Raw genomic sequence first — 25,210 nt, forward strand, 5'->3', positions numbered from 1 at the left:
CTGCGACGGTTACTTGACGCCCGCCACTTGCGTGGAACCGGAGACCTCGATGTAGACGGGGTTGCTGTAGAACCAGAGGTCCGACCAGGCCGCCACGTCGTAGGCCACGTACTTCACGCCGCCGACGGTCGGCAGGTGGTTCGGGCAGCCGTCGATGGTCGTGCCGGTGTAGGTCGCGCCGTTGGCCGGCACGTTGGTGCCCACCGTCGTGCACGCGATGCGCAGCTTCGTCGAGTCGTTGGCGTTGGTGTACAGGTCGGCCAGCGGGTTGCCGCTGCCGTCGGTCTCAAAGGGCACCGAGGCCGGCAGGTTGGTGCCGCGCAGACGCACGTACTGCGAGGCCGTGACCGCCGGGATGCGATAGCTCATCTTCAGGAACTGCGTGCTGTCCGCGCCCGAGATCACCTTGACCCACGGCGTCGAGCCGGCGCCATTGAAGGTGCGGATCACCGCCGCCGTCGTGTTCTTCGCCGCGGCCGGCACGCTGGCCAGACCGGTGGTCGTGCCGTCGGTGCGCAGCCAGTTGGTGTTGCGCGGCCATTCGCCGGCGTAGTCGGCCGAACCCGGCGCGCGCAGGCCGCTGACCAGTCCGCGGATCAGGTCGATGTGGTCCAGCACCGGCTGGTTGATCGGCTGGTCGATGCCGACCTGCTTCAGCGACGGGTTCGGGAAGCTGTACGGCGAGTAGTTCGTGCCGGCCGGATCGCGGACCGCCACGGCGACGACAAGCTCGGCGCCCGGACGCACGACCAGCTTCTCGCCCATCGTGGCGCAACCGGTCACGTCGGTGTCGGTGTTGCCGGAGGCGGCGTTCAGCGCGAGCTGCTCCACCGATGCGCTGCTGCGCGCGCCCGGGCCGGCGTACGACGCGCAGACCACCACGGCCAGGCGGTCGATCAGCTGACCGGTCGTCGACCAGGCGTTGCCCGAGCGCAGGCCGTTGACGATGGCCTGCGGACGCAGCTTGTCGCTGCCGTTGCGGACCATCGCGTAGGTGCGCTGGTATTCGCCGGGGTAGAAGTCCTGCGTCGAGCGGCGGTCGTCAGGACCGAAGCTGCCGCGGTTGTGCCAGTCGGAGCTGGCGAAGAACCAGAAGTTGCGGCCTTCGCCGAGCAGCGCGTCCCACACGCCGCCGACCACGCCCGCATACACGCCGGTGCCGCCGAAGGTCGTGCCGCCGACCGAGTCCACCTTCTCGCTGCCGAAGGTGTTGCGGTTGACCTGGTACTCGCCGCGGTTGGCCGAGGCGCCGTGACCCGGCTGCGACTCGAAGCCGAAAGCGATGCCGGGGGCGGCGTTGTTGAAGTTGCGCAGGTGCTCGATGTTGAAGCCCTGGTTGCCGTCGGCGTAGAACGGGCCGGCGCGCTCCAGGTGGGCCGGCACGTAGTAGCTGGCGTTGGGGTGGTACTGGGCCATCCACTTCAGCGCCTCGACGGTCTTCAGGTGGCCGCGCGTGCCGGTGCCGGCGCCGCCGGCGGGCATCAGCTTCTGGGCCTGGGCGTTCCAGCTCACGTCGGACGCGCTGTTGCTGCCCGGGACGGCGCAGTTCCAGTTGTTGCCTACGTTGGAGCCGGTGACGTTGCCGCGGCTGCGGTCGGTGTCGCCGCGGTCGAAGCAGTAGGACCACTGCGCCAGCGCGTCGGCGTTGCCCAGCGCGGAGAAGCTGCCGTTGGCCGGCAGCGTGGTGTTGTCGATGCCGTTGGGCATCTGGCCCGTCACGATGGACATCGAGGTGTGCTCATGGCCGGCGACCACCGATTCCATGCCGATGAACAGCGGCAGGTTCTTGGCGACCGACAGGTATTCCAGGACCGGGTACTGGAACTCCTGGATCGACTGCCAGCGCCACATGTTGCCGTTGCCGCCGATGCCGCCGCCGTCGCCCTTGATCGCGGCCGCGCCGATGCTGGCGGTCCAGGTCGTCGTCGGGCCCTGGCCCTGGACGAAGGGATAGGCCGGCGTGGACAGCGAGGCGTCCTCCACCAGCGTGCAGTTGCGGTTGCCGTTGCCGCCGTGGCCGGCTTGCACGAACCAGTCCAGGCCCCAGGGGGTGTCCTGCTTGTCGGTGACCTTCTTCACCAGCTTCTGCATCGAGATCGAGCCGTCCGAGCAGGTGGTGTGGTTGTGGAAGTCGCCGCTGACGTAGCGGCCGGGAGTCTTGCCTGCGGCGGCGGCCGGCGCGGAGACGGTGCTCAGCGAGAGGGAGCCGAGGGCGGCAAGCGCCGCGAGGGCGACGTCGCGTCGGGCGAAGGGGAAGCGCATGGTGGGTGCTCCAGGTGTCCGCGAGGACGGGGTAAGGATCGGGTGAGGACCGGATGAGGAAAAAGTCACGCGCAGCGTAGAAAGCCGGCTTGACCGAGCCGTGACAGCGCCGTGGCAACACCCGCAAACGCGTCCCCTGAAACCAGGGACGCGGGAAACCCGTGGAATGAGACTTCCGTCACGCGACTGCCTTGGACGGATTCGAGACTGCCGGGCGACGCGTCTCGACGTGCAGGCCGGATCCGCGCGGGTCTGCATGCGGGAGGCAACCCCTGACCCCCACCGGAGAACCTCCATGAAGCGTGCTGCTTCCCCTGCCCTGCTGTCCATGGCCGCGCTGTCGGCCCTCGCCCTGTCCGCGGCGCCGGCCCACGCCGCCAATGCCTGGATCGACTTCGACGGCCCGACGAGCTTCGCCTCGGTCGCCGACTACTACAACGGCGGCACCGACGGCGCCGGCCTGAGCGGCGTCAACCTGGGCGTGTCGTTCAGCGGCTCCATCCTGGGCCTGGCCAACGACGGCCTGGCCGACAGCCCGAGCGGCAACTACTTCAGCAACGCCCCGACGATGGGCGGCGTGATGTTCAACAACATGGGCGAGACCGGCCTGATGAACGTCGCCAAGGGCTTCACCGGCGAGGTGTCGCTGTACTACTCGTCGGCCAGCGCACTGGCCGGCGCGGTCACGATCTACAGCGGGCTGAACGGCACGGGCTCCATCCTGGGGTCCTTCTCGCTGCTGAACAACGCGCAGACCGGTTGCGCCGACACGTCCTATTGCCACTTCGACCTGGCGTCGGTGAGCTTCGCCGGCGTGGGCCGTTCGCTGGTGTTCAGCGGCGAGCTGAACGGCGCGATCGACAACATCGGCATCTCGGCGGTGCCGGAACCGCACACCTACGCGCTGATGCTCGCCGGCCTCGCCGCCGTCGGATTCGTGGCGCGGCGCAAGCAGCCGAAGTAAATCCCCGCCGAGGCCTCCCCGGCCCCGCGACGACGATCAATGCGCCGGGAGGCGCATTGATCGCAGTCAGTCGCCGCAAGCGCGGAACAGTTGTCGCGCGTCCGCAAGCTGCCGCCGCATCTCCTTGCGGCTCACATCCTCATCAATCCTGTAATCCGCCTTGACCCGTCGTTCTCGCTGTGACCGCAGCAGACTGTGAAGCTTGATCGAGAGCTGCTTCTCCTTTTCGGAACAGCTGGCGTTCGGCTTCCTCAAACGATTGAGCAACTGCTGGTGCTCACCACCCTTCTGTTGAGTGACGTACGGCCTCTTCGGCAGCCCAGATTCCCACTCCAGGCATCGATGAAAGCTGGCGTAGTACGCCCGCGAAATGGCAGAACGCTGCCACGCCTCGATTTCTTGAATGGACAGCGCTTCCGCCACCGACTTCAGATCTTCAGGTTTCGTGGTCATGCGCATTCTTCCTCTCGGATCGCAGAGTTCAACGAGGCGAAAAAGGGGGCCGCGTCCCCCTCCAGTTCGTCGACATCACCGCCTTCACCGTCCATGAAACAGAACACGAAGCCGTCACAAGCCAGCTCCATGTCGAAGGCGCGACGATCCAACTCTTGAGTGAGCTCCATGGCCTGCATCGAGCTCGCATCGATGCTCAGTTCCATGAAGATGCTTGGCGAGAGATCTTCGTGCTCAAGGATCGTGATCTGCACCTCGCCGCGACAGATCTTCACTGCAGATTCACGCAGCAGGTCGGCGGCCATCATCAGATGGAGCAGCACATCCGAGCAACGTGCCTCCCAGTACTCGAAGCAATCCTGAATCTGGTGAGGTGCAGCCTCCCAATCAACAGGCCGGCGCGGCTCAGGCCTGCGATCGGACGATGCACCAAACATCGTCTCCGGATCGCGCAAGACCCTCAGCAGCGGGGCCAGGCCACGCATCCAATCCTCATCTGCCACAACCGGCGTCCGGTCCACCGGCTTCGCGGGGATACCGGAATCCGTCACCGGTTCGGACGCCCGTTCCTCCAGCGAGTCCGTCTCCGGCTCCATCGCCAACTCGTATTCCACTCCTGCAAACCCCATTGCATCTCTCCTTCACTACTTCAACAGCCATCGAGCTCACGGCTCGAATGCATGCAGTGTCGGAGCGAAGAGGCGTTTGTCGATTCCCTCCAAAGGGCGTTCTGATGGGGGGCGTTGATTGAAGTAGGTCACTCCCCTTGCGTCTACGCAGAAGAGGTCATTGCCTCAGCGGCGCGTCAGAAGCTGCGGCGCAGCGTAACGCGCACCGTGCGCGGTTCGGCGGGATGCACGTGGCGATCGGCGACCGGCGCGCTCTCGCCGGGCAGCTGCGATTCGTAGAAGTATTCGATGTCGTTGACCTTGCGGTCGAAGAGATTGAAGACGTCCAGCGTCAGCTCGGTCTTCGTGCCGAAGCGTCGACTCACACGCAGGTTGGTTGTCAGCGAGGAATGCGAGCGGACGCTGTTGTCCTCGATCAGCGCGCCGCTGCCGAGGTAGCGCCATTGCAGGCTCGCCGACCACGGGCCGAGTTCGCGCACCGTCACGCCCATCGAGGCGACCTTGTCGACCGCATTCGGAATTCGATTGCCCGCCGGGTCGGCATCCGAGAAGCGCGCATGCGTCCACGCGAGGTCCGCATCGATCAGCAGCCAGGGCAGCGGGACGTAGCGGTTGTTCCACTCGATGCCACGTCGCCTGCTCGGACGGTTCGCTTCGGTCGCGCCGGCGTCGCCGACGTAGACCAGCTCCGAATCGAAGTCCAGCTTCCATAACGCGATCGAGCTCTGCAGTCCCGGCACGATCTCGCTGCGCAGGCCGAGCTCGTAGCCCTTGGCCTTCACCAGGCCCTGCGCCGGATCGACCGCGCTGGTGACGCCGCGCGCGTCGTTGCTGTGGAAGCCGCGACCGGCGTTGACGAACAGCTCCGTCTTCGCCCACGGTCCCAGCACCAGCGAGAACTTCGGCGACACCAGCGTCTCGCGCGCGCTGCCGGAGTTTCCCTCCCCGGCTCGATGGTCGACGCGGAAGCGCCCGTGATCGGCGCGCAGGCCCACCGCTGAACGCGCCCACGGCGCGAGCTCCACGCTGGTCTGGCCGTACACGCCGGCCAGCGTCTCGCGCACATCGTCGTCGCGCGTGGTGTCGTTCTCCGGATCGACGACGACGCGCGCCACCGTGTTGAAGAGCCCCACCCGCGCCCGGTCCCGACGGACCTGGAACCCGAATTCCGAGCGCGCCGGCAGACTGCCGAGCGTGTGGTCGAACGCGTGGCTGCCGTTCAGGCCGTAGACCTGGCGGTCGTCCTTCTGCGCGAACTGGTCGCCCGCGTCGGGTCGTTCCATCGCGTAGGTGAAGTTGGAGTACAGCGCGAGCTGGTAGGCCATCGCATAGGCGGCCAGACGCGTGGTCGCGCCGTCGGCATCGCGCTGCCATTCACCGGACAGGCTGCTGCGACGCGTGTCGCCGCCGTCGCTCGGATCGACCGCATCGAAGCGGCCGAACGGCCGACCGCCGAAGGTGCCCGCATCGATCAGCCGCTGCGGCACCTGGTCCGTCGAGGTCCAGTCCGCGCGGTAGTCCATCAGCCCGATGCGCCAGCGGTCGCCGCTCGCTCCGCCCGCGCCATTGGAAGCGCCCGAGCCGCCCGACAGGCTCAGCACCACGTTGCGGCGGTTCAGGTCCTCGGGCAGCGTCCACGGGCCGTCGTTGCGCATCGCCTCCACGGCACCCAGCAGCTGCATGCCGCCGCCGATGCCGGTCGATCCTGCCGCCAGGCCGCGCCGGTACTTGCCCTCCCCCAAGGTCAACGCGACGAACGGATCGTCGAGCTTGCGGAAGTAGCCGATGTCCGCCGAACCCGCCGCCGCGAAGTCGCCGTTGCCGGCGAAGTACGGTCCCTTGCGGTAGTCGATGCGCTCGACCAGCTCGGGGATCAGGAAGTTGAGGTCCGAATAACCCTGCCCGTGCGCATGGCTGGGCATGTTGACCGGCAGCCCCATCACCGTCGCGGCGAAGTCGGTGCCGTGGTCGAGGTTGAAGCCGCGCAGGAAGTACTGGTTGGCCTTCCCGTCGCCGCTGTGCTGCGTGACGATCAGCCCCGGCACGAATTCGAGCACCTCGCCCGGGCGCAGCGCCGGGCGGCTCTTCAGCAGTTCGGCGCGCACGGCGCCCTGCGAGGCGGCATCCGTCGTGCCGATGCCGTTGTCGTAGTGGCGGCCGTTGAGCTCGACGCGGTCGAGCGTGACCGGCTCCGCCTTGGCGACGATCCCGGATATCTGGGCACACGCGGGGCCGCAGACCGCCAACACCATCGCGCCTACGCGCGCCCTGTTCGCGGCCCTGGGCCCTCGCCTGATCGTCATCCGTCCGTCGCTCCGAAATCGACTCGCACGTGGCGTGCGAAGTCCGGCGACTCTAGGGAGGCGGTGTGAAGGTTCTCTGAAAACCGAGGGTCGGGTGTTGCCCGTCACTCTCCCGAGGGACAGCGCGGGCGATCCGTGGACCTTCGCTCAGTCGAGCGCGCGCAGCGGGTGCCCGGCAGTCGGCCAGGGGCTGCGGAAGAAGGCCTCGACGTCCGCGCGCGTCACGTCCTCGACGCGGGCGGGGTTCCATTTCGGCGCATGGTCCTTGTCGACGGCCAGCGCGCGCACGCCCTCCACCGTCTCGCTGGCCGCGCCCGGCCGCAGGTGGAAGCAGTGGTGCACCAGGTCGCGCTCCATGCGCAGGTCGTCGGCCAGGCTCATCGTCCGGGCGCGGCGGATCTGCTCCAGCGTCACCGCCATCATCAGCGGCGATCGCTGCTTCAGCGTCGCCAGCGTCTGCTGCGCCCAGGGATCGGCATCCGCTTCGAGCGACGCGAACAGCGCCGGCACGGACGCGGCCGAGAAGTGCCGGTTGATCTGCGCGCGCGCGTTCCAGTGCTCGGCGACCGGCGCCAGGTCCACGCGCTCCATCACCGTCGCGACCACGTGCTCGGCGCTGTCCTGCACGCCGGTCCGCAGGCCTTCGACGATCGCCGGCAGCTCGCTGCTGCGGACGAAGACGTCGCCCAGGCCGAGCTCGATCGCGTCGCCCGCGCCGATGACCTGCCCGGTCAGCGCCAGCCACTCGCCGCTGTGGCCGGGGCAGCGCGACAGGAAGTAGCCGCCGCCCACATCCGGGAACAGGCCGATGTTGGTCTCGGGCATCGCCAGCTTGGAGTGCTCCGTCAGCACGCGCAGCCGCGCGCCCTGGCTGACGCCCATGCCGCCACCCATCACGACGCCGTCCATCAGCGCGATGCAGGGCTTGGGGAACTGGTGGATCAGGTGGTTGAGCGCGTATTCCTCGGTGAAGAACGCATCCAGCGCCTGCATCGCGTCACCGCCGGCCAGCGCGGCCTGGTGGAAGAAGCGGATGTCGCCCCCGGCGCAGAACGCCGCGGGCTTGCCTTCGCGGCAGGCGCCGATCAGCGCGACCGCCTGGATCGCGGGATCCTTCGCCCACGCCGTCAGCAGCGCGGTCAGGTCGCGGATCATGGGCAGCGTCAGCGCGTTCAGCGCCTGCGGACGGTTCAAGGTGATCAGGCCCAGGCAGCCGTTGACCTCGGCCAGGACCAGCCCTTCGGATTGCAGCGACGGAATCACAGCGACTTCTCTCCACTCGTGGAAGCTGCCGGGCGGCGCCACGCGGCCAGCAGCTCGTTACCAAACAATGCGGCCAGCACCATAACACCGCCGCCGCCTCACTCGTCCCGGTACACCCCGACCACGGGGACCCCGCCCGCCTCGACCCAGCCGCGGTACATGCCCTCGGTGTTGAAGCCGAGCCAGACGTTGCCCAGGGTGTCGACCGCGATCAGTCCGCCGTCGCCGCCCACCGTCGGCAGCTCCTCGAACACGACGCGGGCGCAGGCGTCCGCCAGCGGCAGACCGCCGATGCGCATCAATGCGCCGATCTCGTGGGCCGCGGCGGCGCGGATGAAGGCCTCGCCGGTACCCGTGCAGGAGACGGCGACGCTGCGGTCGTCCGCATAGCACCCGGCGCCGGGAATCGGCGAGTCGCCGACGCGGCCCGGCCGCTTGTTCGTCATCCCGCCGGTGGAGGTCGCCGCGGCGAGGTGGCCCGCCGCGTCGCGCACCACCGCGCCGACCGTGCCGAACTTGGTCTGTTCGTCGATGGGGCCTCCGGCGGCCTCACCGGTCGTGCCGGTCGTGCCGGTCGTGCCGGCGTCGGCCACCGCCTGCTGCCCGTCGTGGTCCAGCACCTGGCCGAGCGCGGACGCCCGCGCCTGCTCCAGTTGCGCCAGCCGCTGCGGCGTGCCGAACCAGTCGGGCGCCACGCGCTCCAGGCCCTGCTCGAACGCGAAGCTGTCCGCCGCCGTGCCGATCAGCATCACGTGGCCGCTGTGCGCCATCACGGCCCGCGCCGCGAGCACCGGATTGCGCACCCGCGTCACGCCGGCCACCGCACCCGCGCTGCGATCGCGCCCGTCCATGACGCTGGCGTCGAGCTCGTGCCGCTGGTCCGCCGTGTAGACCGCGCCCTTGCCGGCGTTGAAGAGCTCGCATTCCTCGAGCCGGCGCACGGCCTCCACGGCGACGTCCATCGCCGCGTCGCCGCGCGCGAGCCGCGACGCGCCGTCGGCCAGGATCTCCGCCAGCGCCGCGCGATAGCGCGCCTCCATGTCCGCGCTCATGCTTGCGCGGCGGATGGTGCCGGCGCCGCCGTGCAGGGCGAGCACCGGCCTCGGCAGGGAGGTCGGGAACAAGGTCGGCAGCGCGGCGGCGTTCGGGCCTGGCGACGAGGTCGGGAGCGAGGCGGTCATGGCGGATCTTCGGAGCCCGGAAGCCGCGCATTCTCCCCCGCCCCCGGGATGGCCCTGGGCTTGTCCCGGTCGGGACAGGAAAAAAGCGAACGCTCGTGCTAAAAACCTGCGCAGTCCGGGGACACGCAGCAGGACGGGCCCACGACGGCCCACGACCGGCGCAGGACAAGACATCAAGGACCGCAGGAGACACGACGCATGGACCTCAACTTCACCCCCGAAGAACAGGCCTTCCGGGCCGACATCCGCCAGTGGGTGGCCGAGCACCTTCCGAAGGACATCAGCCACAAGGTGCACAACGCGCTGCGGCTGAACAAGGACGATCTGCAGCGCTGGGCGCGCATCCTGGGCCAGCAGGGCTGGCACGGCTGGGCCTGGCCGAAGCAGTTCGGCGGCCCGGGCTGGAACGCCGTGCAGCGCCACCTGTTCGAAGAGGAATGCGCGCTGGCCGGTGCGCCGCGCGTCGTGCCCTTCGGGCCGGTGATGGTGGCCCCGGTGATCATGGCCTTCGGCTCGCGCGAGCAGCAGGAGCGCCACCTCCCCGGCATCATGAGCGGCGACGTCTGGTGGAGCCAGGGCTACAGCGAGCCGGGCTCGGGCTCGGACCTGGCCTCGGTCAAGACGCGCGCCGAGCGTCGCGGCGACACCTACGTCGTCAACGGCCAGAAGACCTGGACCACGCTGGGCCAGTACGGCGACTGGATCTTCTGCCTGGTGCGCACCGATGCGAGCGTCAAGCCGCAGGCCGGCATCTCCTTCCTGCTGATCGACATGAAGTCGCCGGGCGTGACCGTGCGGCCGATCACCATGCTGGACGGCGAACACGAGGTCAACGAGGTCTTCTTCGACGACGTCGTGGTCCCGGCGGAGAACCTCGTCGGCGAGGAGAACAAGGGCTGGACCTACGCCAAGTACCTGCTCGCCCACGAGCGCACCAACATCGCCGACGTCAACCGCGGCAAGCGCGAGCTGGAGCGGCTCAAGCGCATCGCCAAGGCCGAAGGCGTCTACGACGACCCGCGTTTCCGCGACCAGATCGCGCTGCTGGAGGTGGACATCGTCGCGCTGGAGATGATGGTGCTGCGCGTGCTGTCGGCCGAATCCAGCGGCAAGCAGTCCCTGGACGTGGCAGGCCTGCTGAAGATCCGCGGCAGCGAGATCCAGCAGCGCTACACCGAGTTGATGATGCTGGCCGCCGGGCCGTATTCGACGCCCTTCATCCAGGAGGCGATGGAAGCCGGCTGGCAGGGCGACCAGGTCGGCGCGGCCCACTGCGCGCCGCTCGCGAGCCACTATTTCAACTATCGCAAGACGACGATCTACGGCGGCTCGAACGAGGTTCAACGCAACATCGTCGCGCAAACGGTTCTGGGCTGAGGCAGGAGACACGACATGGATTTCGATTTCACCGAAGACCAGAACTCGCTGCGCGACGCGGTGCGGCGCTACGTCGACAAGGATTACGGGTTCGAGCAGCGCCGCGCGATCGTGAAGGCGGGCGGTTTCTCGCGCGACGCCTGGAACGCGCTGGCGGGCCTCGGCCTCACCGCGCTGGCCGTGCCCGAGGCGCACGGCGGCCTGGGCTTCGGCCCGGCCGAGGCGATGGTCGTGATGGAAGAGCTGGGGCGCGGCCTGGTGATGGAGCCGTATGCGCAGGGCGGGCTGGTGGCGCCGGCCGTGTTCGCGCAGGCGGATGACGCCGCGCAGGGCGAGTGGCTGCCGCGCATCGCCGGGGGCGAAGCGCTGGTCGTGCTCGCGCATCAGGAGCGCAAGGCGCGTTACCGGCTGGACGTCTGCGACACGATCGCGACCGCCGATCACCGGTTGACCGGCGCGAAGAGCGTCGTCCCGGCCGGCGACGCGGCCGATGCGTTCATCGTCCCGGCCTGCGCGGGCGGCGCGGGCGCGAACATCGCGCTGTACCTCGTCGCGAAGGACGCGGCCGGCGTCGCGCTGCGCGGTTATGCGCTGCACGACGGCTCGCGCGCGGCCGAACTCACGCTGCAGGACACGCCCGCCACGCTGCTGGTCGGACCGGACCGCGGGCTCGCGATGCTGGAACACGCCGTCGACATCGCCATCGCCGCGCAGGCGGCGGAGGCCGTCGGCGCGATGGACCGCTTCGTCGCGCTGACGGCGGAATACCTCAACACGCGCAAGCAGTTCGGCGTCGCGATCGCGAGCTTCCAGGCGCTGCGCCACCGCATGGCCGACGTCAAGATGCAGCTGGAGCTGGCGCGCTCGATGAGCTACTTCGCCACGCTCAAGCTGAACGAGCCGGCGGACGCGCGCCGCCGCGCGATCTCGCAGGCCAAGGTGCAGCTGGGGCAGTCCATGCGTTTCGTCGGCCAGCAGTGCACGCAGCTGCACGGCGGCATCGGCGTGACCGACGAGTACATCGGCAGTCACTACTTCAAGCGCCTGGCCGTCATGGAGATGCAGTACGGCGATTCGCTGCACCACCTTGGAGAAGTCAGCGCACGCATGCAGGACACGGCCGGCGTCTTCGCCTGACGCAGCGGCGAGTCGGGATGCACCGCTAGGCGGAAACCGGAGCCATAGCAGCGCTATGGCGAGGATTTCCAACGACGCGGTGCGCCCGAATCGCCGCTGCGTACACTGGACTCACTCGCCCAACCCTGCGGCGATGGAGTCCGTCATGTCCTTCACGCCCTCCTCCCTGATCGTCGGCCTGCTGCTCGCGGCCGGCGTGGTCTCCGCCTCGGCCCAGGACTTCAAACCCGGGCTGTGGGAGATCAGGCAGAAGCCCCAGCTCGATCCGCAGCGCCAGGCGCAGATGGAGCAGATGCAGAAGCAGATGGCGGCGCTGCCGCCCGAGCAGCGCAAGCAGCTGGAATCGATGATGTCGAAGAACGGCGTCAGCATGAACTTCCAGGGCGGCGAGCTGACGCTCAAGTCCTGCGTCACCAAGGAACAGGCCGACCGCGCCGCGATGCCCCGCACCGACGGCAAGTGCACCCACGACAGCAAGCGCACCGGCGACACGATGCTGGTGAACTTCCGCTGCACCGACCCGGCCTCTGAAGGGACCAACGAGATCACCTTCCTCGGCCCGGACCATTACAAGACGAAGAGCGAGGTCCGCGCGCAGCGCGACGGCAAGACCGAGGTGATCCGCTCCACCGGCGAAGCCCGCTATCTGGGCAGCGATTGCGGCTCGCTGAAGCCGCAAGGCGCCAAGCCTTGAGCGAGCCTGTGAATGCCGGCTTGAGCCGCACCGCGACCGGGTCCCGCGCGGACGCCGGCGCGCTCTGCGACGTCGCCGGCCTGAAGGTCGGTCACTTCACGCATCCGTCGGTGCCCACCGGCTGCAGCGTCGTGCTGTGCGAGTCCGGCGCGACGGCGGGCGTCGATGTGCGAGGCGCCGCGCCGGGCACGCGCGATCTGGACCTCCTGCGTCCCGAGAACACCGTCCAGCAGGTCCACGCGATCCTGCTCACCGGCGGCAGCGCGTTCGGCCTCGCGGCCGCGGACGGCGTGATGCGCTGGCTGGCGGAACGCGGACACGGCTTCGCCGTCGGTCAGGTGCGCGTGCCCATCGTGCCGGCGGCGGTGCTTTTCGACTTGTGGCGGCATGACGCGTCCACCGCGCCCGATGCGGATGCAGGCCGCGCGGCCTGCGAGGCGGCCTCGGCCGCAGAACGTTCGCGCGGACGCGTCGGCGCCGGCGCCGGCGCGACGGTGGGCAAGCTGCTCGGCGTCGAGCGCGCCATGCCGGGAGGACTCGGCATGGCATCGGTCCGCATCGGCGGCATGACGCTGTCGGCGATGGTGGCCGTGAATGCGGTGGGCGACGTCGTCGATCCGCACGGCGGCGAGGTGATCGCCGGCTCGCGCGGCGCGGACGGTCGCCCGCGCTCCACGGTCCAGGCGCTGCTCGACGGCGAGCGCCCCGGCGGCGCGCTGCAGGGCAGCGCCACGACCATCGGCGTCATCGCGACCGACGCGCGGCTGACGAAGGCGCAGGCCACCAAGCTCGCGCAGATCGCCCACGACGGTCTGGCGCGTGCGATCCATCCCGTTCACACCGTGATGGACGGCGACGTGATGTTCGCGCTCGCCACCGGCGCCGCGGACGTCGACGGCGACATGACGCTGCTGGGCGCGGTGGCGGCGGAGGTGGTGGCGCGAGCGATCGTGGATGCGGTCTCGGCGATGCCCATCCAAGACGGATGCCGCCGCGGATCCCCTCGTGCGACAACTTGAAGGATTCGGTTCTCCCACGAACGACAATCCGGTTCCATGACGCTCAAGAACTCCGCCAAGCCGGTCGCCATCGCCCAGATCCTCTTCAGCCAAGGCTTCGGCACGCGCCGGCATTGCGCCGCGCTGCTGCGGCACGGGCTGGTCTCGGTCGGCGGCACGGTCGTCGAGGATCCGGACCAGACCTTCCAGACCGCCGGCCTCATCTTCGAGGTGGAAGGCCAGACCTGGCCCTTCCACGAGAAGGCATTGATCCTGCTGTACAAGCCGGCCGGCTACGAGTGCTCGCGCAAGCCGAGCCATCACCCGAGCGTGTTCTCGCTGCTGCCCGAGCCCGTCCGCAATCGCGACATCCAGCCGGTGGGCCGCCTCGACGAGGACACCACCGGCCTGCTGCTGCTGACCGACGACGGTCCGCTGCAGCACAAGCTCACCAGCCCGAAGTACCACGTGCCCAAGCTCTACCAGGCGGTCTGCAAGGCCGAGGTGGACGACGCGCAGTTGCGCAAGCTCGTGGCAGGCGTGCTGCTGGAGGAGCGCAACCCGAAGCTGGCCGAGGAGCCGGTGCAAGCCGTCTCCGCCGAGCGCCTGCCCGACGGCCGCCTGCAGATGGCGCTGACCGAAGGCCGCTACCACCAGGCCAAGCGGATGGTCGCGGCCGTGGGCAACCGCGTGCTGAGCCTGCACCGGCAGCGCATCGGCGCGCTGGAACTGCCGGCCGAGCTGAAGGAAGGCGGGTGGATGTGGCTGGACGACGCCCAGCGCGAGCTGGCGATGTCGGCGCCCGACGCCTGAGGGTCAGGCGGTCCCGTCGCCCGCCTGCCTGAGCGCGGAGCCCTCCTCGCGCTCGGTCTCCTCTGCGCGCGCGGCGTCCTGGCGATTGACCAGACGCTGCGCGAGATCGCGGCGGATCTCGGGATCCCGTTCGGCCTCCATCTTCCGGCGCAGGTCCCTGGTCACCGGCCTGTCTTCACTGTCGTTGAGCCGATCCTGATCACCCAGCCGATCGGTCTCGTCGACGGGCCGCCGCGGTTCGAGGGCTGACGCCTTGACCTGTGTGTCGAAGCGGATCACCGGCCGGCGCGGTACCGGGCCTCGCGCCTCGGGGCGATTCCAGCAGGCAACGCGCGTATCGCGCAGATTGGACTTCTTCGCCGCCGGCGGCTCGTCGAAGACCACCATGGGCGCGACAGCCGCGCCCGTCCCCGACGCCGGCGTCTTGTCGGCGTCCGCCGTCCGGAAGGTGGTCGGATGAGCCGCCCCCTCCCTGATCAAGAGCTGGGCGAACTCGGCCAGGGCTTTCAGAAGGTCCGGCCGGCCGGCAAACAGCTCCGGACTGCGGCGCGACCGCAGCAGCGCGCAGGCCCGGACCACCTCGTCGGCCACATCGCCGACGGTCAGGGGCCGACGCTCGTGGCTGCGGAAGATCGCATTCGCCGCGGCGAAGGTGGCGGCGAGATTGCCGCCGTTGCCGTCCATGAAGGCCACCGTGGCGCCCTGCGGCAACTGATGCGCCATGGTCTTGCGGGCGGCGGCGAGCAGCGCCTGCGGCAGGCCCTGCGTCGTGACGCGCGGCATGCGGGTCCAGGTCAGCTGCTGCGAGGCGACGTCCTCTTCGTCTTTCACTTCCAGCCGGATCAACTGGCTGCTGGCCTCCTGGCCCAGTCCCGGATCCACACTGGCAGACGGCTTGACCACCGGCTGGCAGCGCACGCTCCTGGCGCCGCCGCAGGACTCACCCCACCCTGTCGCGCCGGACCACGCGGGGGCGTGGCCATCGTTCGGACCGGTCAGGTCGATCATGTGCGCCACCCGGTGGTTGACACATGCCTCCACGAAGCCCGCGGTCTCCATACGCCCGACCGGGGCCGCCATCACCGCGCTGCTCGATGACACGCGGCTCGCGTCGAGCACCCGGCCGCCCGGCTTGCCCGTCCCCTGGATGTCCAACAGCCCGTCCACGTTCACCTGAAGCGAACGCTCGTGGGTGCCGATCTGGAAGCAATCGCGATCGAAACTCCGACTGCATCCATCCAGCTTCGCGAGCATGTCGGCACCGGGAGCCGACGCATCCGGACTCTGCGAGCACTCGGTCCGCGAAGTCATCGCACGCAGTCGATGGAGAAGAGCGGGCATGGCAACTTCCTGAAGAATGATGAAGTGCTCTTGGTGAACGCCTGACACGCTGTCTCGCGGCCTGGCAGGGCCTTGACTTGACGGATGTCAACTGACCCCCGCTGGATCGGTTCGTGCGCTCAGAAGTCACACCCGGGAAGTCCCCGACACCGCTGTCAATCATCCTTCGGTAGAAACGCCCCACCGAAGCGCCGCCTGTGAGCGGCGCCAGCAGCCAGGAGGCGCAACGGTCGGAACCTCGCCGGCCGTGTCGTATGGGATTCTCAGAAAACAAACATCACGAGGACATCGCCGCCCCCAGCGTGGCGATCCAGGTCCGGGCCGAACGCCTGAGCAGCCTGCAGGCCCGCGTGGCCATGCCGGCGGCCGTCGGCGCGCTCTTCAGCCTGCTGCCGGTCGTGCTGCTGTGGCCGCACCTGCCCGCGGTCGACCTGCTCGGCTGGCTGGGCGCGCGCTGGAGCGTCTCGCTGTGGCGCACGCTGCAGGCGCGGCGTTTCCTCCAACTTCCGCTGCAGGAACGCGCCTCCGTGCGCGAGGAGCGCCGCTACCTCGTCGGGCTGGGCATGGACGGTCTGGCCTGGGGCGTGATCGGTGCGCTGTTCGCCACCCCCAACCTGCCCGAAATCGACGGGGCGGTCATGACGACGCTGGTCGGCCTGGTCGCCTTCACGATGGTGTCGCTGGGCCATTGGGCGCGCGGGCAGGCGCTGTTCGCCTCGCTGGTGATCGCGCCGCTGGCGATCCGGATGGCGCTGCAGGGCGGCGTCACCGGCTGGCTCAGCGTCGGCGGACTGGTCATGTTCTGGCTGCTGACGGTGCTGGAGTCGCGACGCATCGAGGCCGGGTCGCTGGAACTGCTGCGCCTGCGCTTCGAGCAGGCGCGCCTGGCCGAGCAGCGCCGCCTGGCGCTCGACGCCGCCGAGGAAACGAGCAGCAGCAAGAGCCGCTTCGTCGCGGTGATGAGCCACGAGATCCGCACGCCGCTCAACGGCATCATCGGCATGACGCAGCTGCTGGAACGCGGCGAGCTCAGCCCGCAGCAGCGCGAGCAGGTCGACATCGTGCGCCGCTCGGGGCGGCACCTGCTGACCCTGGTCAACGACATCCTGGACCTGGCGCGCATCGAATCCGGCAAGCTGGTCGTCGAGTCCCGGCCCTTCGACCTCCGCGAGGTCGCGGGCGACGTCGCGCGGCTGCTGGGCGAGTCCGCCCGGGTCAAAGGACTGGACTTCACGCTGAGCGTGGCGCCGCAGCTGCCGGCGCGGGCGATGGGCGACGCGTCCCGCATCCAGCAGGTGCTGCACAACCTGGTGGGCAACGCCATCAAGTTCACCGATCACGGCCTGGTGGCGGTCGAGGTCTCGTCGGTGCTGGACATGCGCGCCGGCACGCTGCTGCGCTTCGCGGTCCGCGACACCGGCGACGGCATCCCCGCGGACCAGCTGGAGCGCATCTTCGCGCCCTTCGAGCAGGCAGAGCGCACCGGCACCGGCACCGGCGCCGGCTCCGACCGGGCGCGCCGCGACGGCGCCGGCCTGGGCCTGACGATTTCCCGGGAGATCGCCCGGGCGATGGGCGGCGACCTGCGCTGCGCGTCGACGCCGGGCCAGGGCTCGGTGTTCGAGTTCACGCTGCCGCTGCAGATCTGCGCGGCGGAGGCCGCCGCCGACGCCGGGGGCGTCGCACTGCGCGCCCCGTCCGCCGCGTCGCCGCGACCGCTGCCCCGCCTGGAAGGCCGTGTGCTGCTGGTGGACGACAGCCCGGTCAACCTGCTGGTCGCCACGACGATGCTGGAACGCTGCGGCCTGCGCGTGGTGCCGGCCGAGCACGGACGCCAGGCCCTGGAGCTGCTGCGCGCGCAGCGCTTCGACCTCGTCCTGATGGACTGCCAGATGCCGGAGATGGACGGTTATGCGGCCACGACCGCGTGGCGGCAGGAGGAAGCGCGCCGGCTGCTGCCGCGCACGCCGGTGGTGGCGCTGACCGCGAGCACCGTCGACGACGACCGCCGACGCTGCCTGGCCAGCGGCATGGACGACCACCTGGTCAAGCCCTTCGAGATGGACGAGCTGCTGGACGTGGTCACGCAGCACCTGCCCGCCCCGCCGGCCGCCGAGGCGGCATGAACGCTGACTGATCGCGGCCTGATCGCGGCGCGGTCGCGCGCGGCGGCTGATAATCCGGGCCCATGCAGGTTTTCCGCGGCTTCCACCATCCCGGCATCGCGGCGCAGTGCGCGCTGACGATCGGCAACTTCGACGGCGTCCATCGCGGCCACCAGGCCATGCTGGCGCTGCTGCTGTCGGAGGCCCGCCACCGCGGCCTGCCGACCTGCGTGCTCACCTTCGAGCCGCATCCGCGCGACTTCTTCGCCGCAAAACTGGGCAAGCCCGAGCTGGCGCCGGCGCGCATCGCCACGCTGCGCGACAAGCTCCAGGAACTGGAGCGCTGCGGCATCGACCAGGTCGTGGTGCTGCGCTTCGACGAGGCGCTGGCCTCGCTGCCGGCGCAGGACTTCATCCAGCGCGTGCTGATCGACGGCCTGGGGACGAAGTACGTGCTGGTCGGCGACGACTTCCGCTTCGGCGCCAAGCGCCAGGGCGACTACGCGACGCTGGACGCCGCCGGCCAACGGCTCGGTTTCGACGTCGCGCGGATGATGAGCTACGAGGTGCACGGGCTGCGGGTGTCGAGCTCGGCCGTGCGCGAGGCGCTGGCCGCCGGCGACATGGACGGCGCGGCGCGGCTGCTGGGGCGGCCGTACGCGATCTCGGGCCACGTGATCCACGGCCAGAAGCTGGGGCGACAGCTGGCGGAGACCGGCCCCGGCCGAGGCGACGGCTTCCGCACGCTGAACCTGAAGTTCGACCACGACAAGCCGGCGGCGCACGGGATCTTCGCGGTGCGGGTGCACGGGCTCGACGGCCAGGACCGCGGCGCGGGGGCGGCGGGCAGCATGGCCGACGGTATCGCGGGCGGCATCGTGCTGGACGGCGTCGCCTCGCTGGGCGTGCGGCCGACGGTCGAGGACGCCGGCCGCGTGCTGCTGGAGGTCCACGCACTGGACTGGCCGGCGGCGCTGGCCGACCGCCTGGGTCCGGGCGAGGCCTACGGTAAACTCGTGCGCGTGGAACTCCTGCACAAACTGCGTGACGAAGCCCGTTTCGACGGCCTGGACGCCCTGACCGCCGCGATCCGCGAGGACGTCCGCCAGGCACGCGCGTACTTCGCCGAACCGGCGACCACCCACGCCGCCGTCCGCAGACAGACCACCCGCGACCGAATTTGAAGGGCTGAGCACCCGACTGCTCATCTCGACCGCTCAGCCGGCGCGCGGCCCTGCCTCTCCGGCACCCTGCCCAGCGCGCCACCCCTGTTCTCTCGCGGCCCCTCCCCCTGGCCGCTCCTTCGATTGCCGCCGCCATGACCGACGACTCCAAGTCCGACTACCGCTCGACGCTCAACCTGCCCGACACCCCGTTCCCGATGCGCGGCGACCTGCCCAAGCGCGAGCCGGGCTGGGTGAAGGAATGGGAAGACCAGGGCATCTACCAGCGCCTGCGCGTCGCGCGCCAGGGCAAGCCGAAGTTCGTGCTGCACGACGGCCCGCCCTACGCCAACGGCCAGATCCACATGGGTCACGCGGTCAACAAGATCCTGAAGGACATGATCGTCAAGGCGCGCCAGCTGGAAGGCTTCGACGCCGCCTACATCCCCGGCTGGGACTGCCACGGCCTGCCGATCGAGAACCAGATCGAGAAGACCTTCGGCCGCGGCCTGCCGCGCGACGAGGTGCAGGCCAAGAGCCGCGCCTACGCCGGCGAGCAGATCGACCAGCAGCGCGTGGACTTCAAGCGGCTGGGCGTGCTCGGCGACTGGGACCATCCGTACCGGACGATGGACTTCAAGAACGAGGCGGGTGAACTGCGCGTCCTGAAGCGACTGTTCGAACGCGGCTTCGTCTATCGCGGCCTGAAGCCGGTGTACTGGTGCTTCGACTGCGGCTCCTCGCTGGCCGAGTTCGAGATCGAGTACGCCGACAAGGACTCCCCGGCCGTCGATGTCGCCTTCCTGAGCGCGGAGCCGGAGAAGCTCGCCGCCGCGTTCGGCCTGCCCAAGCTGGACAAGGAGGCGTTCACCGTCATCTGGACGACGACGCCCTGGACCATCCCCGCCAACCAGGCACTGAATCTCAACCCCGAGCTGCCGTACGCGCTGGTCGACACCGAGCGCGGCTACTTCGTAGTGGCCGAGGCCCTGGTCGAGAAGTGCCTCGCCCGCTGGGGCATCGAAGGCAAGGCCGTCGCCGTCACGCCGGGCAAGTCGCTCGAACTGCTGAAGTTCAAGCACCCGCTCGCACACGTGCATCCGGGCTTCGACCGTGAGAGCCCGGTGTACCTGGCCGACTACGCCACGGCCGACGACGGCACCGGCGTGGTCCACTCGGCGCCGGCCTACGGCGTGGACGACTTCAACTCGTGCATCGCGCACGGCCTGGCGTTCAAGGACATCCTGAACCCGGTGCAGGGCAACGGCGTCTACGAGGCCGAGCTGCCGCTGTTCGGCGGCCAGCACATCTGGAAGGCCAACCCGGTCATCGCCGCGGCGCTGCAGGACGCCGGCCGCCTGATGGCGCACAGCAAGATCCGCCACAGCTACCCGCACTGCTGGCGCCACAAGTCGCCGGTGATCTACCGCGCGGCGGCGCAGTGGTTCGTGCGCATGGACGAAGGCGACGGCGTGTTCACCGTCGACAAGGCCGACAAGACCCTGCGCCAGCTGGCGCTGGACGCGATCGAGCAGACCAGCTTCTATCCCGAGAACGGCAAGACGCGCCTGCACGACATGATCGCCGGCCGGCCGGACTGGTGCATCTCGCGCCAGCGCAGCTGGGGCGTGCCGCTGCCGATCTTCCTGCACAAGGACAGCGGCCAGCCGCATCCGAAGACGCTGGAGTTCATCGAGCGCGCCGCGCAGCTGGTCGAGGCCGGCGGCATCGAGGCCTGGTCCAAGCTGGATCCGGCCGAGTGGCTGGGGGCGGAAGCCGAGCAGTACTCGAAGGGGCAGGACATCCTGGACGTGTGGTTCGACTCGGGTTCCACCTTCCAGCATGTGCTCAAGGGCTCGCACGCCGGCGCGGCGCACGAGACCGGCCCGGAAGCCGACCTCTACCTCGAAGGCCATGACCAGCATCGCGGCTGGTTCCACTCGTCGCTGCTGATCTCCTGCGCCATCAACGGTCGCGCGCCCTACCGCGGCCTGCTGACCCACGGCTTCACCGTGGACAGCAAGGGCCGCAAGATGAGCAAGTCGCTGGGCAACGGCGTCGATCCTCAGGAGACCAGCAAGAAGCTGGGCGCCGAGATCATCCGGCTGTGGGTGGCGGCGTCCGACTACTCGGGCGACATCGCCGGCGACGAGAAGATCCTGGCGCGCGTCGTGGACGGTTACCGCCGCATCCGCAACACGCTGCGCTTCCTGCTGGCCAACACCTCGGACTTCGACGCGGCGACGGACGCCGTGCCGCTGGACCAGTTGCTGGAAGCCGACCGCTACGCGCTGGCTCGCGCGGCGCAGTTCCAGGAGGAGATCCTGGCGCACTACCAGCGCTACGAGTTCCACCCGGTCGTGGCCAAGCTGCAGGTGTACTGCTCGGAGGACCTGGGGGCGTTCTACCTGGACGTGCTGAAGGACCGCCTGTACACCAGCGCGCCGAAGTCGGCCGCGCGCCGCTCGGCGCAGACGGCGCTGTGGCACATCACGAACGCGATGCTGCGCTGGATGGCGCCGTTCCTGAGCTTCACCGCCGAGGAAGCGTGGAAGGTCTTCGCGGGCAAGCAGGCCGGCGACACGATCTTCACCGAGACCTACTGGTCGACGGGTGTCGCGCACGACGACGGCCTGATCGCGAAGTGGAACCGCATCCACGAGATCCGCGACGCGGTGAACAAGGCGATCGAGGAGGTCCGCACGACCGGCGCGATCGGCTCGTCGCTGCAGGCCGAGATCGCGCTGGGCGTGAACGCCGAGGACCTGGCCCTGCTGCAGAGCCTGGGCGACGACCTCAAGTTCGTGCTGATTACGTCCGCGGCGAGCGTCGCGCTGGCCGGTGAACTGACCATCACGGTCACGCCGTCGTCGCACCAGAAGTGCGAGCGCTGCTGGCATTACCGCGCGGACGTCGGCGTCAACCCGGCGCATCCGACGATCTGCGGTCGCTGCGAGAGCAACCTCTACGGCGAGGGCGAGACGCGCGTGATCGCCTGATCCCTGCGGCGCGTCGCCGCTGGCGCAGACAGGCCGACGATCCGCAAGGACCGTCGGCCTTTTTCATTGCCGCGTGCCCATATGCCAGGCGCCGTAGCCCACAGCCGGTGCATCGATGCACGCCATCCGCGAACGTGAGTTCCCCGACGCTGCGCAACTAATCTTTGCTATTTCGCCATCGACGGATCCCGCGAGAGGTGCCGCCCGACGTGGCGTCGCGTGGCCGGTACTCGCAGCCGATCCACCCCTCCCATCCCGTCGTCACCGCGATCTCATCGATCGCAGCAAGCGCGCCCCGCCAGTCGAGCGTGCCGTCGTCCGGCTCATGCCGGTCGGGCACGCCGGCGATCTGGAAATGACCCACGCGCCCCGACGGCAGATGGCGACGCACCTGCGCAACCACGTCGCCCTCGACACGCCCGCAGTGGTAAAGATCCATCTGAACCTTCAGATTGGACGCACCGATACGCTCGACGATCGCATGCGCCTCGTCCTGCCGTTGCAGCAGGTAGCCGGGCATGTCTTGCGGATTGATGGGCTCGATCATCAGATCGATGCCCGATCGAGCAGCCTGCATCGCCGCCCAATGCAAGCGCTCCTCGTAGCGCGCGATCGCCGCGTTGCGCTCGTCTTCGGCGCCCAGCACGCCGGCCAGCACATGCACGCGCGGCGCTGCGACCGCCGAGGCATAGGCAAGCGCGCGCTCGATGGAATCGTGGAAGTCCTCTTCCCTGCCCTCGATGGAAGCCAGACCGCGCTCACCCGTCGACCAGTCCCCCGGCGGGGCATTGATCAGCACGATGCTCAAGCCCAGCGCTTCGGCGCGAGCACGCAACTCCACCGCCGGCACGTCGTAGGGGAACAGGCACTCCACACCCGCGAACCCGTCCCGGGCCGCAGCATCGAAGCGTTCCAGGAACGGCACCTCCTGGTACAGGAAACTGAGGTTGGCAGCGAAGCGGGGCATGCGGCGTAGTGTCACCGAGCCCGGCGCGAGGCTCAGCAGCAGCGACCAGTGCGCGAGCTGTAGCGGGCCTCCTGCCGTTCACGGAAGAAGGCTTCGTAGCTCAGCGGCGCCTGGTCCGGATGAGTGCGGCCCATGTGCGCCAGATAGGCGCCGTAGTCCGCGCCGATCAGTTGCTGGCGCACGCCGCGCGCCATGTAGCGCCCGGCCTGCAGCACGTCCGAGGCCGCCGACAGCGCAGCCTGGGCCGCTTCCGCCGCCTGCTTAAGCATGACCGCCCGCCGTCGCACCTTCCGGCATGCGTTCGAACGGCGTCTCGCTCACCGAGGGCTTGCGCTCCGCGCGCGCCTTCAGCACCGCCTTCACGCTGTACACGAGCACGCTGACGACCACGAACATGAACAGCGCGCACAGCGCCGCATCCAGCCGGTCGTTGAAGATGACGCGCTCCATCGCCTCCAGGCTCTTGGCCGGCGCCAGCACCTTGCCCGCCGCCAGCGAGTCCGCGTACTTCGCGGCATGCGCCAGGAAGCCGACCTTCGGGTCGTCGCTGAAGATCTTCTGCCAGCCCGCCGTCATCGTGCAGATCAGCAGCCAGCCCGCCGGCAGGATGGTCGTCCAGGCGTAGCGGTCCTTCTTCATCTTGAACAGCACCACCGTGCCCAGCAGCAGCGCCACCGCAGCCAGCATCTGGTTGGCGATGCCGAACAGCGGCCACAGCGTGTTGATGCCGCCCAGCGGATCCACCACGCCCTGGTACAGGAAGTAGCCCCACGCCGCCACGCACAGGCCGGTGGCGATCAGGTTGGCCGGCAGCGACTCGGTGCGCTTGAGCGCCGGGACGAAGGTGCCCAGCAGGTCCTGCAGCATGAAGCGGCCGGCGCGCGTACCGGCGTCGACGGCGGTCAGGATGAAGAGCGCCTCGAACAGGATCGCGAAGTGGTACCAGAAGGCCATCATCGCCTTGCCGCCCACCACCTGATGCAGGATGTGGGCCATGCCCACCGCCAGCGTCGGCGCGCCGCCGGCGCGCGCGAGGATGGTGTTCTCGCCGACGTCCTTGGCCGTCTGCACCAGCATCTCCGGCGTGATCACGAAGCCCCACGTGGACAGCGTCGCCGCCACCGCGTCGGGGGTGGAACCCACGAGCGCCGCCGGGCTGTTCATCGCGAAGTAGACGCCCGGCTCGATGCACGAGGCCGCCACCAGCGCCATCACCGCGACGAAGGATTCCGCCAGCATGCCGCCGTAGCCGATGAAGCGCGCGTTGACCTCGTTGTCCAGCATCTTGGGCGTGGTGCCCGAGCTGATCAGCGCATGGAAGCCCGACACCGCGCCGCAGGCGATGGTGATGAACAGGAAGGGGAACAGGTTGCCCGACCACACCGGGCCGTTGCCGGCCGCGAACTGCGTGAACGAGGGCATCTGCATCGGCGGGGCGACGATCACGATGCCGACGGCCAGCGCGATGATGGTGCCGATCTTCAGGAAGGTCGACAGGTAGTCGCGCGGCGCCAGCAGCAGCCACACCGGAATGCTGGCGGCGACGAAGCCGTAGCCGATCAGCATCCACGTCAGCGCCTTGCCGTCGTAGGTGAACAGCGGCGCCCAGGCGGGGCTCTCATGCACCCACTGGCCGCCGACGATGGCCAGCATCAGCAGCACGAAGCCGATGATGGACACCTCGCCGATGCGACCCGGGCGGATGAATCTGAGGTACACGCCCATGAACAGCGCGACCGGGATGGTCGCCGCCACGGTGAAGGTGCCCCAGGGCGATCCGGCCAGCGCCTTCACGACGATCAGCGCCAGCACCGCCAGGATGATGATCATGATCATGAACGCGCCGAACAGCGCGATCACGCCGGGCACCGTGCCCATCTCCTGCTTGACGAGGTCGCCCAGCGAGCGGCCGTCGCGGCGCGTCGAGATGAACAGCACGATGAAGTCCTGCACCGCGCCGGCGAAGATCACGCCGGCCAGGATCCAGAGCAGGCCCGGCAGATAACCCATCTGCGCGGCCAGCACCGGGCCGACCAGCGGACCGGCGCCGGCGATCGCGGCGAAGTGGTGGCCGTAGAGCACGTACTTGTGCGTCGGGACGAAGTCCAGGCCGTCGTTGTGCTTCCAGGCCGGCGTCTTGCGGGTGGGATCCAGGCCCAGGACCTTGGTGGCCAGGAACAGGCTGTAGTAGCGGTAGCCGATCAGGTACACGCAGATCGCCGCGACGACGACCCACAGCGCGCTGACCGCCTCGCCGTTCGCCAGGGCGACGGTGGCCAGGGCGAAAGCCCCGAGGATGGCCACGCCCGCCCAGGCGAGGTGGCGACTCATGTTCGACATCGATGTCTCCTTTTATGGTCGCGCGCCACGGCGACCACGAAGGACGACGACACGCGCGGGCTGTCTTGCGGCGGCAGTTTCCGTTCCTGTGCGGTTTCGCACATCCGTCGCGGGGACTAGCCGACCGGCGTAGGAGCGCTTAAGTGGAAACCCTGGGCACCGGTCGCATGACAGCCGCCAGGCCGGCCTGGCACCGTGTCCGCCGCGGCGCCGGGGCGCCG

At 69.3% G+C, this 25,210-nt stretch carries 19 protein-coding genes; 9 read left to right on the forward strand and 10 right to left on the reverse strand.

What is annotated here, in order from left to right:
* Positions 1-9: 9 nt before the first annotated feature.
* Positions 10-2,262, reverse strand: coding sequence for a hypothetical protein (locus ACQZ13_RS20025; RefSeq protein ID WP_431047464.1), 2,253 nt, complete (start codon positions 2,260-2,262; stop codon positions 10-12).
* A gap of 295 nt (positions 2,263-2,557) precedes the next feature.
* Between ACQZ13_RS20025 and ACQZ13_RS20030 the strand changes: the two genes are divergently transcribed.
* A complete protein-coding gene (locus tag ACQZ13_RS20030) occupies positions 2,558-3,226 on the forward strand; it encodes a PEP-CTERM sorting domain-containing protein (RefSeq protein ID WP_431047466.1) in 669 nt (222 codons plus the stop codon).
* 66 nt (positions 3,227-3,292) lie between these two features.
* Here ACQZ13_RS20030 and ACQZ13_RS20035 read toward each other — a convergent pair whose 3' ends face one another.
* The 5 genes from ACQZ13_RS20035 to ACQZ13_RS20055 form a co-directional block, all read right to left on the reverse strand.
* Complete coding sequence (locus ACQZ13_RS20035; protein ID WP_431047468.1) at positions 3,293-3,679, reverse strand: hypothetical protein; 387 nt, start codon at positions 3,677-3,679, stop codon at positions 3,293-3,295.
* Positions 3,676-4,308: a hypothetical protein gene (locus ACQZ13_RS20040; RefSeq protein WP_431047470.1), complete on the reverse strand. Its 633-nt coding sequence runs from the start codon at positions 4,306-4,308 to the stop codon at positions 3,676-3,678. Before ACQZ13_RS20040 ends, ACQZ13_RS20035 begins: the two co-directional genes overlap by 4 nt.
* Before the next feature lie 176 nt (positions 4,309-4,484).
* The gene (locus tag ACQZ13_RS20045; protein ID WP_431047472.1) at positions 4,485-6,560 is read right to left on the reverse strand and encodes a TonB-dependent receptor; all 2,076 of its coding nucleotides are present in this window, start codon (positions 6,558-6,560) and stop codon (positions 4,485-4,487) included.
* Positions 6,561-6,758: 198 nt separating this feature from the next.
* Positions 6,759-7,874: an enoyl-CoA hydratase/isomerase family protein gene (locus ACQZ13_RS20050; RefSeq protein WP_431047474.1), complete on the reverse strand. Its 1,116-nt coding sequence runs from the start codon at positions 7,872-7,874 to the stop codon at positions 6,759-6,761.
* A gap of 98 nt (positions 7,875-7,972) precedes the next feature.
* Positions 7,973-9,055, reverse strand: coding sequence for an isoaspartyl peptidase/L-asparaginase family protein (locus tag ACQZ13_RS20055; RefSeq protein WP_431047476.1), 1,083 nt, complete (start codon positions 9,053-9,055; stop codon positions 7,973-7,975).
* Between the two features lie 198 nt (positions 9,056-9,253).
* Between ACQZ13_RS20055 and ACQZ13_RS20060 the strand changes: the two genes are divergently transcribed.
* The 5 genes from ACQZ13_RS20060 to ACQZ13_RS20080 all read left to right on the forward strand — a co-directional run bounded on the left by ACQZ13_RS20060 (position 9,254) and on the right by ACQZ13_RS20080 (position 14,074).
* On the forward strand, positions 9,254-10,432 hold the full coding sequence (locus ACQZ13_RS20060; protein WP_431047478.1) for an acyl-CoA dehydrogenase family protein: 1,179 nt from the start codon (positions 9,254-9,256) through the stop codon (positions 10,430-10,432).
* Positions 10,433-10,447: 15 nt separating this feature from the next.
* Entirely contained in the window at positions 10,448-11,569 is a 1,122-nt protein-coding gene (locus ACQZ13_RS20065) for an acyl-CoA dehydrogenase family protein (protein WP_431047480.1), read from the forward strand.
* A 145-nt stretch (positions 11,570-11,714) separates the two neighbouring features.
* Positions 11,715-12,263: a DUF3617 domain-containing protein gene (locus ACQZ13_RS20070; RefSeq protein ID WP_431047482.1), complete on the forward strand. Its 549-nt coding sequence runs from the start codon at positions 11,715-11,717 to the stop codon at positions 12,261-12,263.
* Between the two features lie 20 nt (positions 12,264-12,283).
* Positions 12,284-13,282 (forward strand): P1 family peptidase, encoded by a 999-nt coding sequence (locus tag ACQZ13_RS20075; protein WP_431047484.1) that lies wholly within the window; start codon positions 12,284-12,286, stop codon positions 13,280-13,282.
* Between the two features lie 36 nt (positions 13,283-13,318).
* A complete protein-coding gene (locus ACQZ13_RS20080; protein ID WP_431047486.1) occupies positions 13,319-14,074 on the forward strand; it encodes a pseudouridine synthase in 756 nt (251 codons plus the stop codon).
* Positions 14,075-14,077: 3 nt separating this feature from the next.
* Here the strand turns inward: ACQZ13_RS20080 and ACQZ13_RS20085 are convergent, their stop codons facing one another.
* Positions 14,078-15,328: a hypothetical protein gene (locus ACQZ13_RS20085; RefSeq protein WP_431047488.1), complete on the reverse strand. Its 1,251-nt coding sequence runs from the start codon at positions 15,326-15,328 to the stop codon at positions 14,078-14,080.
* Between the two features lie 341 nt (positions 15,329-15,669).
* On the opposite strand from ACQZ13_RS20085, the gene ACQZ13_RS20090 reads away from it, so the two are divergent.
* From ACQZ13_RS20090 to ileS, 3 genes are all read left to right on the forward strand, one after another.
* Entirely contained in the window at positions 15,670-17,541 is a 1,872-nt protein-coding gene (locus tag ACQZ13_RS20090; protein ID WP_431047490.1) for an ATP-binding protein, read from the forward strand.
* A 62-nt stretch (positions 17,542-17,603) separates the two neighbouring features.
* The gene (locus tag ACQZ13_RS20095) at positions 17,604-18,704 is read left to right on the forward strand and encodes a bifunctional riboflavin kinase/FAD synthetase (RefSeq protein WP_431047492.1); all 1,101 of its coding nucleotides are present in this window, start codon (positions 17,604-17,606) and stop codon (positions 18,702-18,704) included.
* A gap of 134 nt (positions 18,705-18,838) precedes the next feature.
* Complete coding sequence (gene ileS, locus ACQZ13_RS20100; protein WP_431047494.1) at positions 18,839-21,682, forward strand: isoleucine--tRNA ligase; 2,844 nt, start codon at positions 18,839-18,841, stop codon at positions 21,680-21,682.
* Positions 21,683-21,839: 157 nt separating this feature from the next.
* On the opposite strand, the gene ACQZ13_RS20105 is transcribed toward ileS, so the two are convergent.
* The 3 genes from ACQZ13_RS20105 to ACQZ13_RS20115 are packed head-to-tail and all read right to left on the reverse strand — an operon-like array spanning position 21,840 to position 24,989.
* Complete coding sequence (locus ACQZ13_RS20105; RefSeq protein ID WP_431047496.1) at positions 21,840-22,649, reverse strand: hydroxypyruvate isomerase family protein; 810 nt, start codon at positions 22,647-22,649, stop codon at positions 21,840-21,842.
* 32 nt (positions 22,650-22,681) lie between these two features.
* Entirely contained in the window at positions 22,682-22,918 is a 237-nt protein-coding gene (locus ACQZ13_RS20110) for a YbdD/YjiX family protein (RefSeq protein ID WP_431047498.1), read from the reverse strand.
* Positions 22,911-24,989: a carbon starvation CstA family protein gene (locus ACQZ13_RS20115; RefSeq protein WP_088405439.1), complete on the reverse strand. Its 2,079-nt coding sequence runs from the start codon at positions 24,987-24,989 to the stop codon at positions 22,911-22,913. The genes ACQZ13_RS20110 and ACQZ13_RS20115 overlap by 8 nt, the downstream gene beginning before the upstream one ends.
* Positions 24,990-25,210: the final 221 nt, after the last annotated feature.

Source organism: Roseateles sp. L2-2, from assembly GCF_050613215.1.
GTDB lineage: Bacteria > Pseudomonadota > Gammaproteobacteria > Burkholderiales > Burkholderiaceae_C > Roseateles > Roseateles noduli.

Coding starts and splice junctions, on each gene's coding strand:
- ACQZ13_RS20085 (WP_431047488.1), bottom strand. CDS start 15,328: ATGCTCGCGAAGCTGGATGGATGCAGTCGGAGTTTCGATCGCGATTGC.
- ACQZ13_RS20030 (WP_431047466.1), top strand. CDS start 2,558: ATGAAGCGTGCTGCTTCCCCTGCCCTGCTGTCCATGGCCGCGCTGTCG.
- ACQZ13_RS20110 (WP_431047498.1), bottom strand. CDS start 22,918: ATGCTTAAGCAGGCGGCGGAAGCGGCCCAGGCTGCGCTGTCGGCGGCC.
- ACQZ13_RS20035 (WP_431047468.1), bottom strand. CDS start 3,679: ATGACCACGAAACCTGAAGATCTGAAGTCGGTGGCGGAAGCGCTGTCC.
- ACQZ13_RS20040 (WP_431047470.1), bottom strand. CDS start 4,308: ATGGGGTTTGCAGGAGTGGAATACGAGTTGGCGATGGAGCCGGAGACG.
- ACQZ13_RS20115 (WP_088405439.1), bottom strand. CDS start 24,989: ATGTCGAACATGAGTCGCCACCTCGCCTGGGCGGGCGTGGCCATCCTC.
- ileS (WP_431047494.1), top strand. CDS start 18,839: ATGACCGACGACTCCAAGTCCGACTACCGCTCGACGCTCAACCTGCCC.
- ACQZ13_RS20090 (WP_431047490.1), top strand. CDS start 15,670: ATGGGATTCTCAGAAAACAAACATCACGAGGACATCGCCGCCCCCAGC.
- ACQZ13_RS20105 (WP_431047496.1), bottom strand. CDS start 22,649: ATGCCCCGCTTCGCTGCCAACCTCAGTTTCCTGTACCAGGAGGTGCCG.
- ACQZ13_RS20065 (WP_431047480.1), top strand. CDS start 10,448: ATGGATTTCGATTTCACCGAAGACCAGAACTCGCTGCGCGACGCGGTG.
- ACQZ13_RS20025 (WP_431047464.1), bottom strand. CDS start 2,262: ATGCGCTTCCCCTTCGCCCGACGCGACGTCGCCCTCGCGGCGCTTGCC.
- ACQZ13_RS20060 (WP_431047478.1), top strand. CDS start 9,254: ATGGACCTCAACTTCACCCCCGAAGAACAGGCCTTCCGGGCCGACATC.
- ACQZ13_RS20095 (WP_431047492.1), top strand. CDS start 17,604: ATGCAGGTTTTCCGCGGCTTCCACCATCCCGGCATCGCGGCGCAGTGC.
- ACQZ13_RS20070 (WP_431047482.1), top strand. CDS start 11,715: ATGTCCTTCACGCCCTCCTCCCTGATCGTCGGCCTGCTGCTCGCGGCC.
- ACQZ13_RS20045 (WP_431047472.1), bottom strand. CDS start 6,560: ATGGTGTTGGCGGTCTGCGGCCCCGCGTGTGCCCAGATATCCGGGATC.
- ACQZ13_RS20055 (WP_431047476.1), bottom strand. CDS start 9,055: ATGACCGCCTCGCTCCCGACCTCGTCGCCAGGCCCGAACGCCGCCGCG.
- ACQZ13_RS20080 (WP_431047486.1), top strand. CDS start 13,319: ATGACGCTCAAGAACTCCGCCAAGCCGGTCGCCATCGCCCAGATCCTC.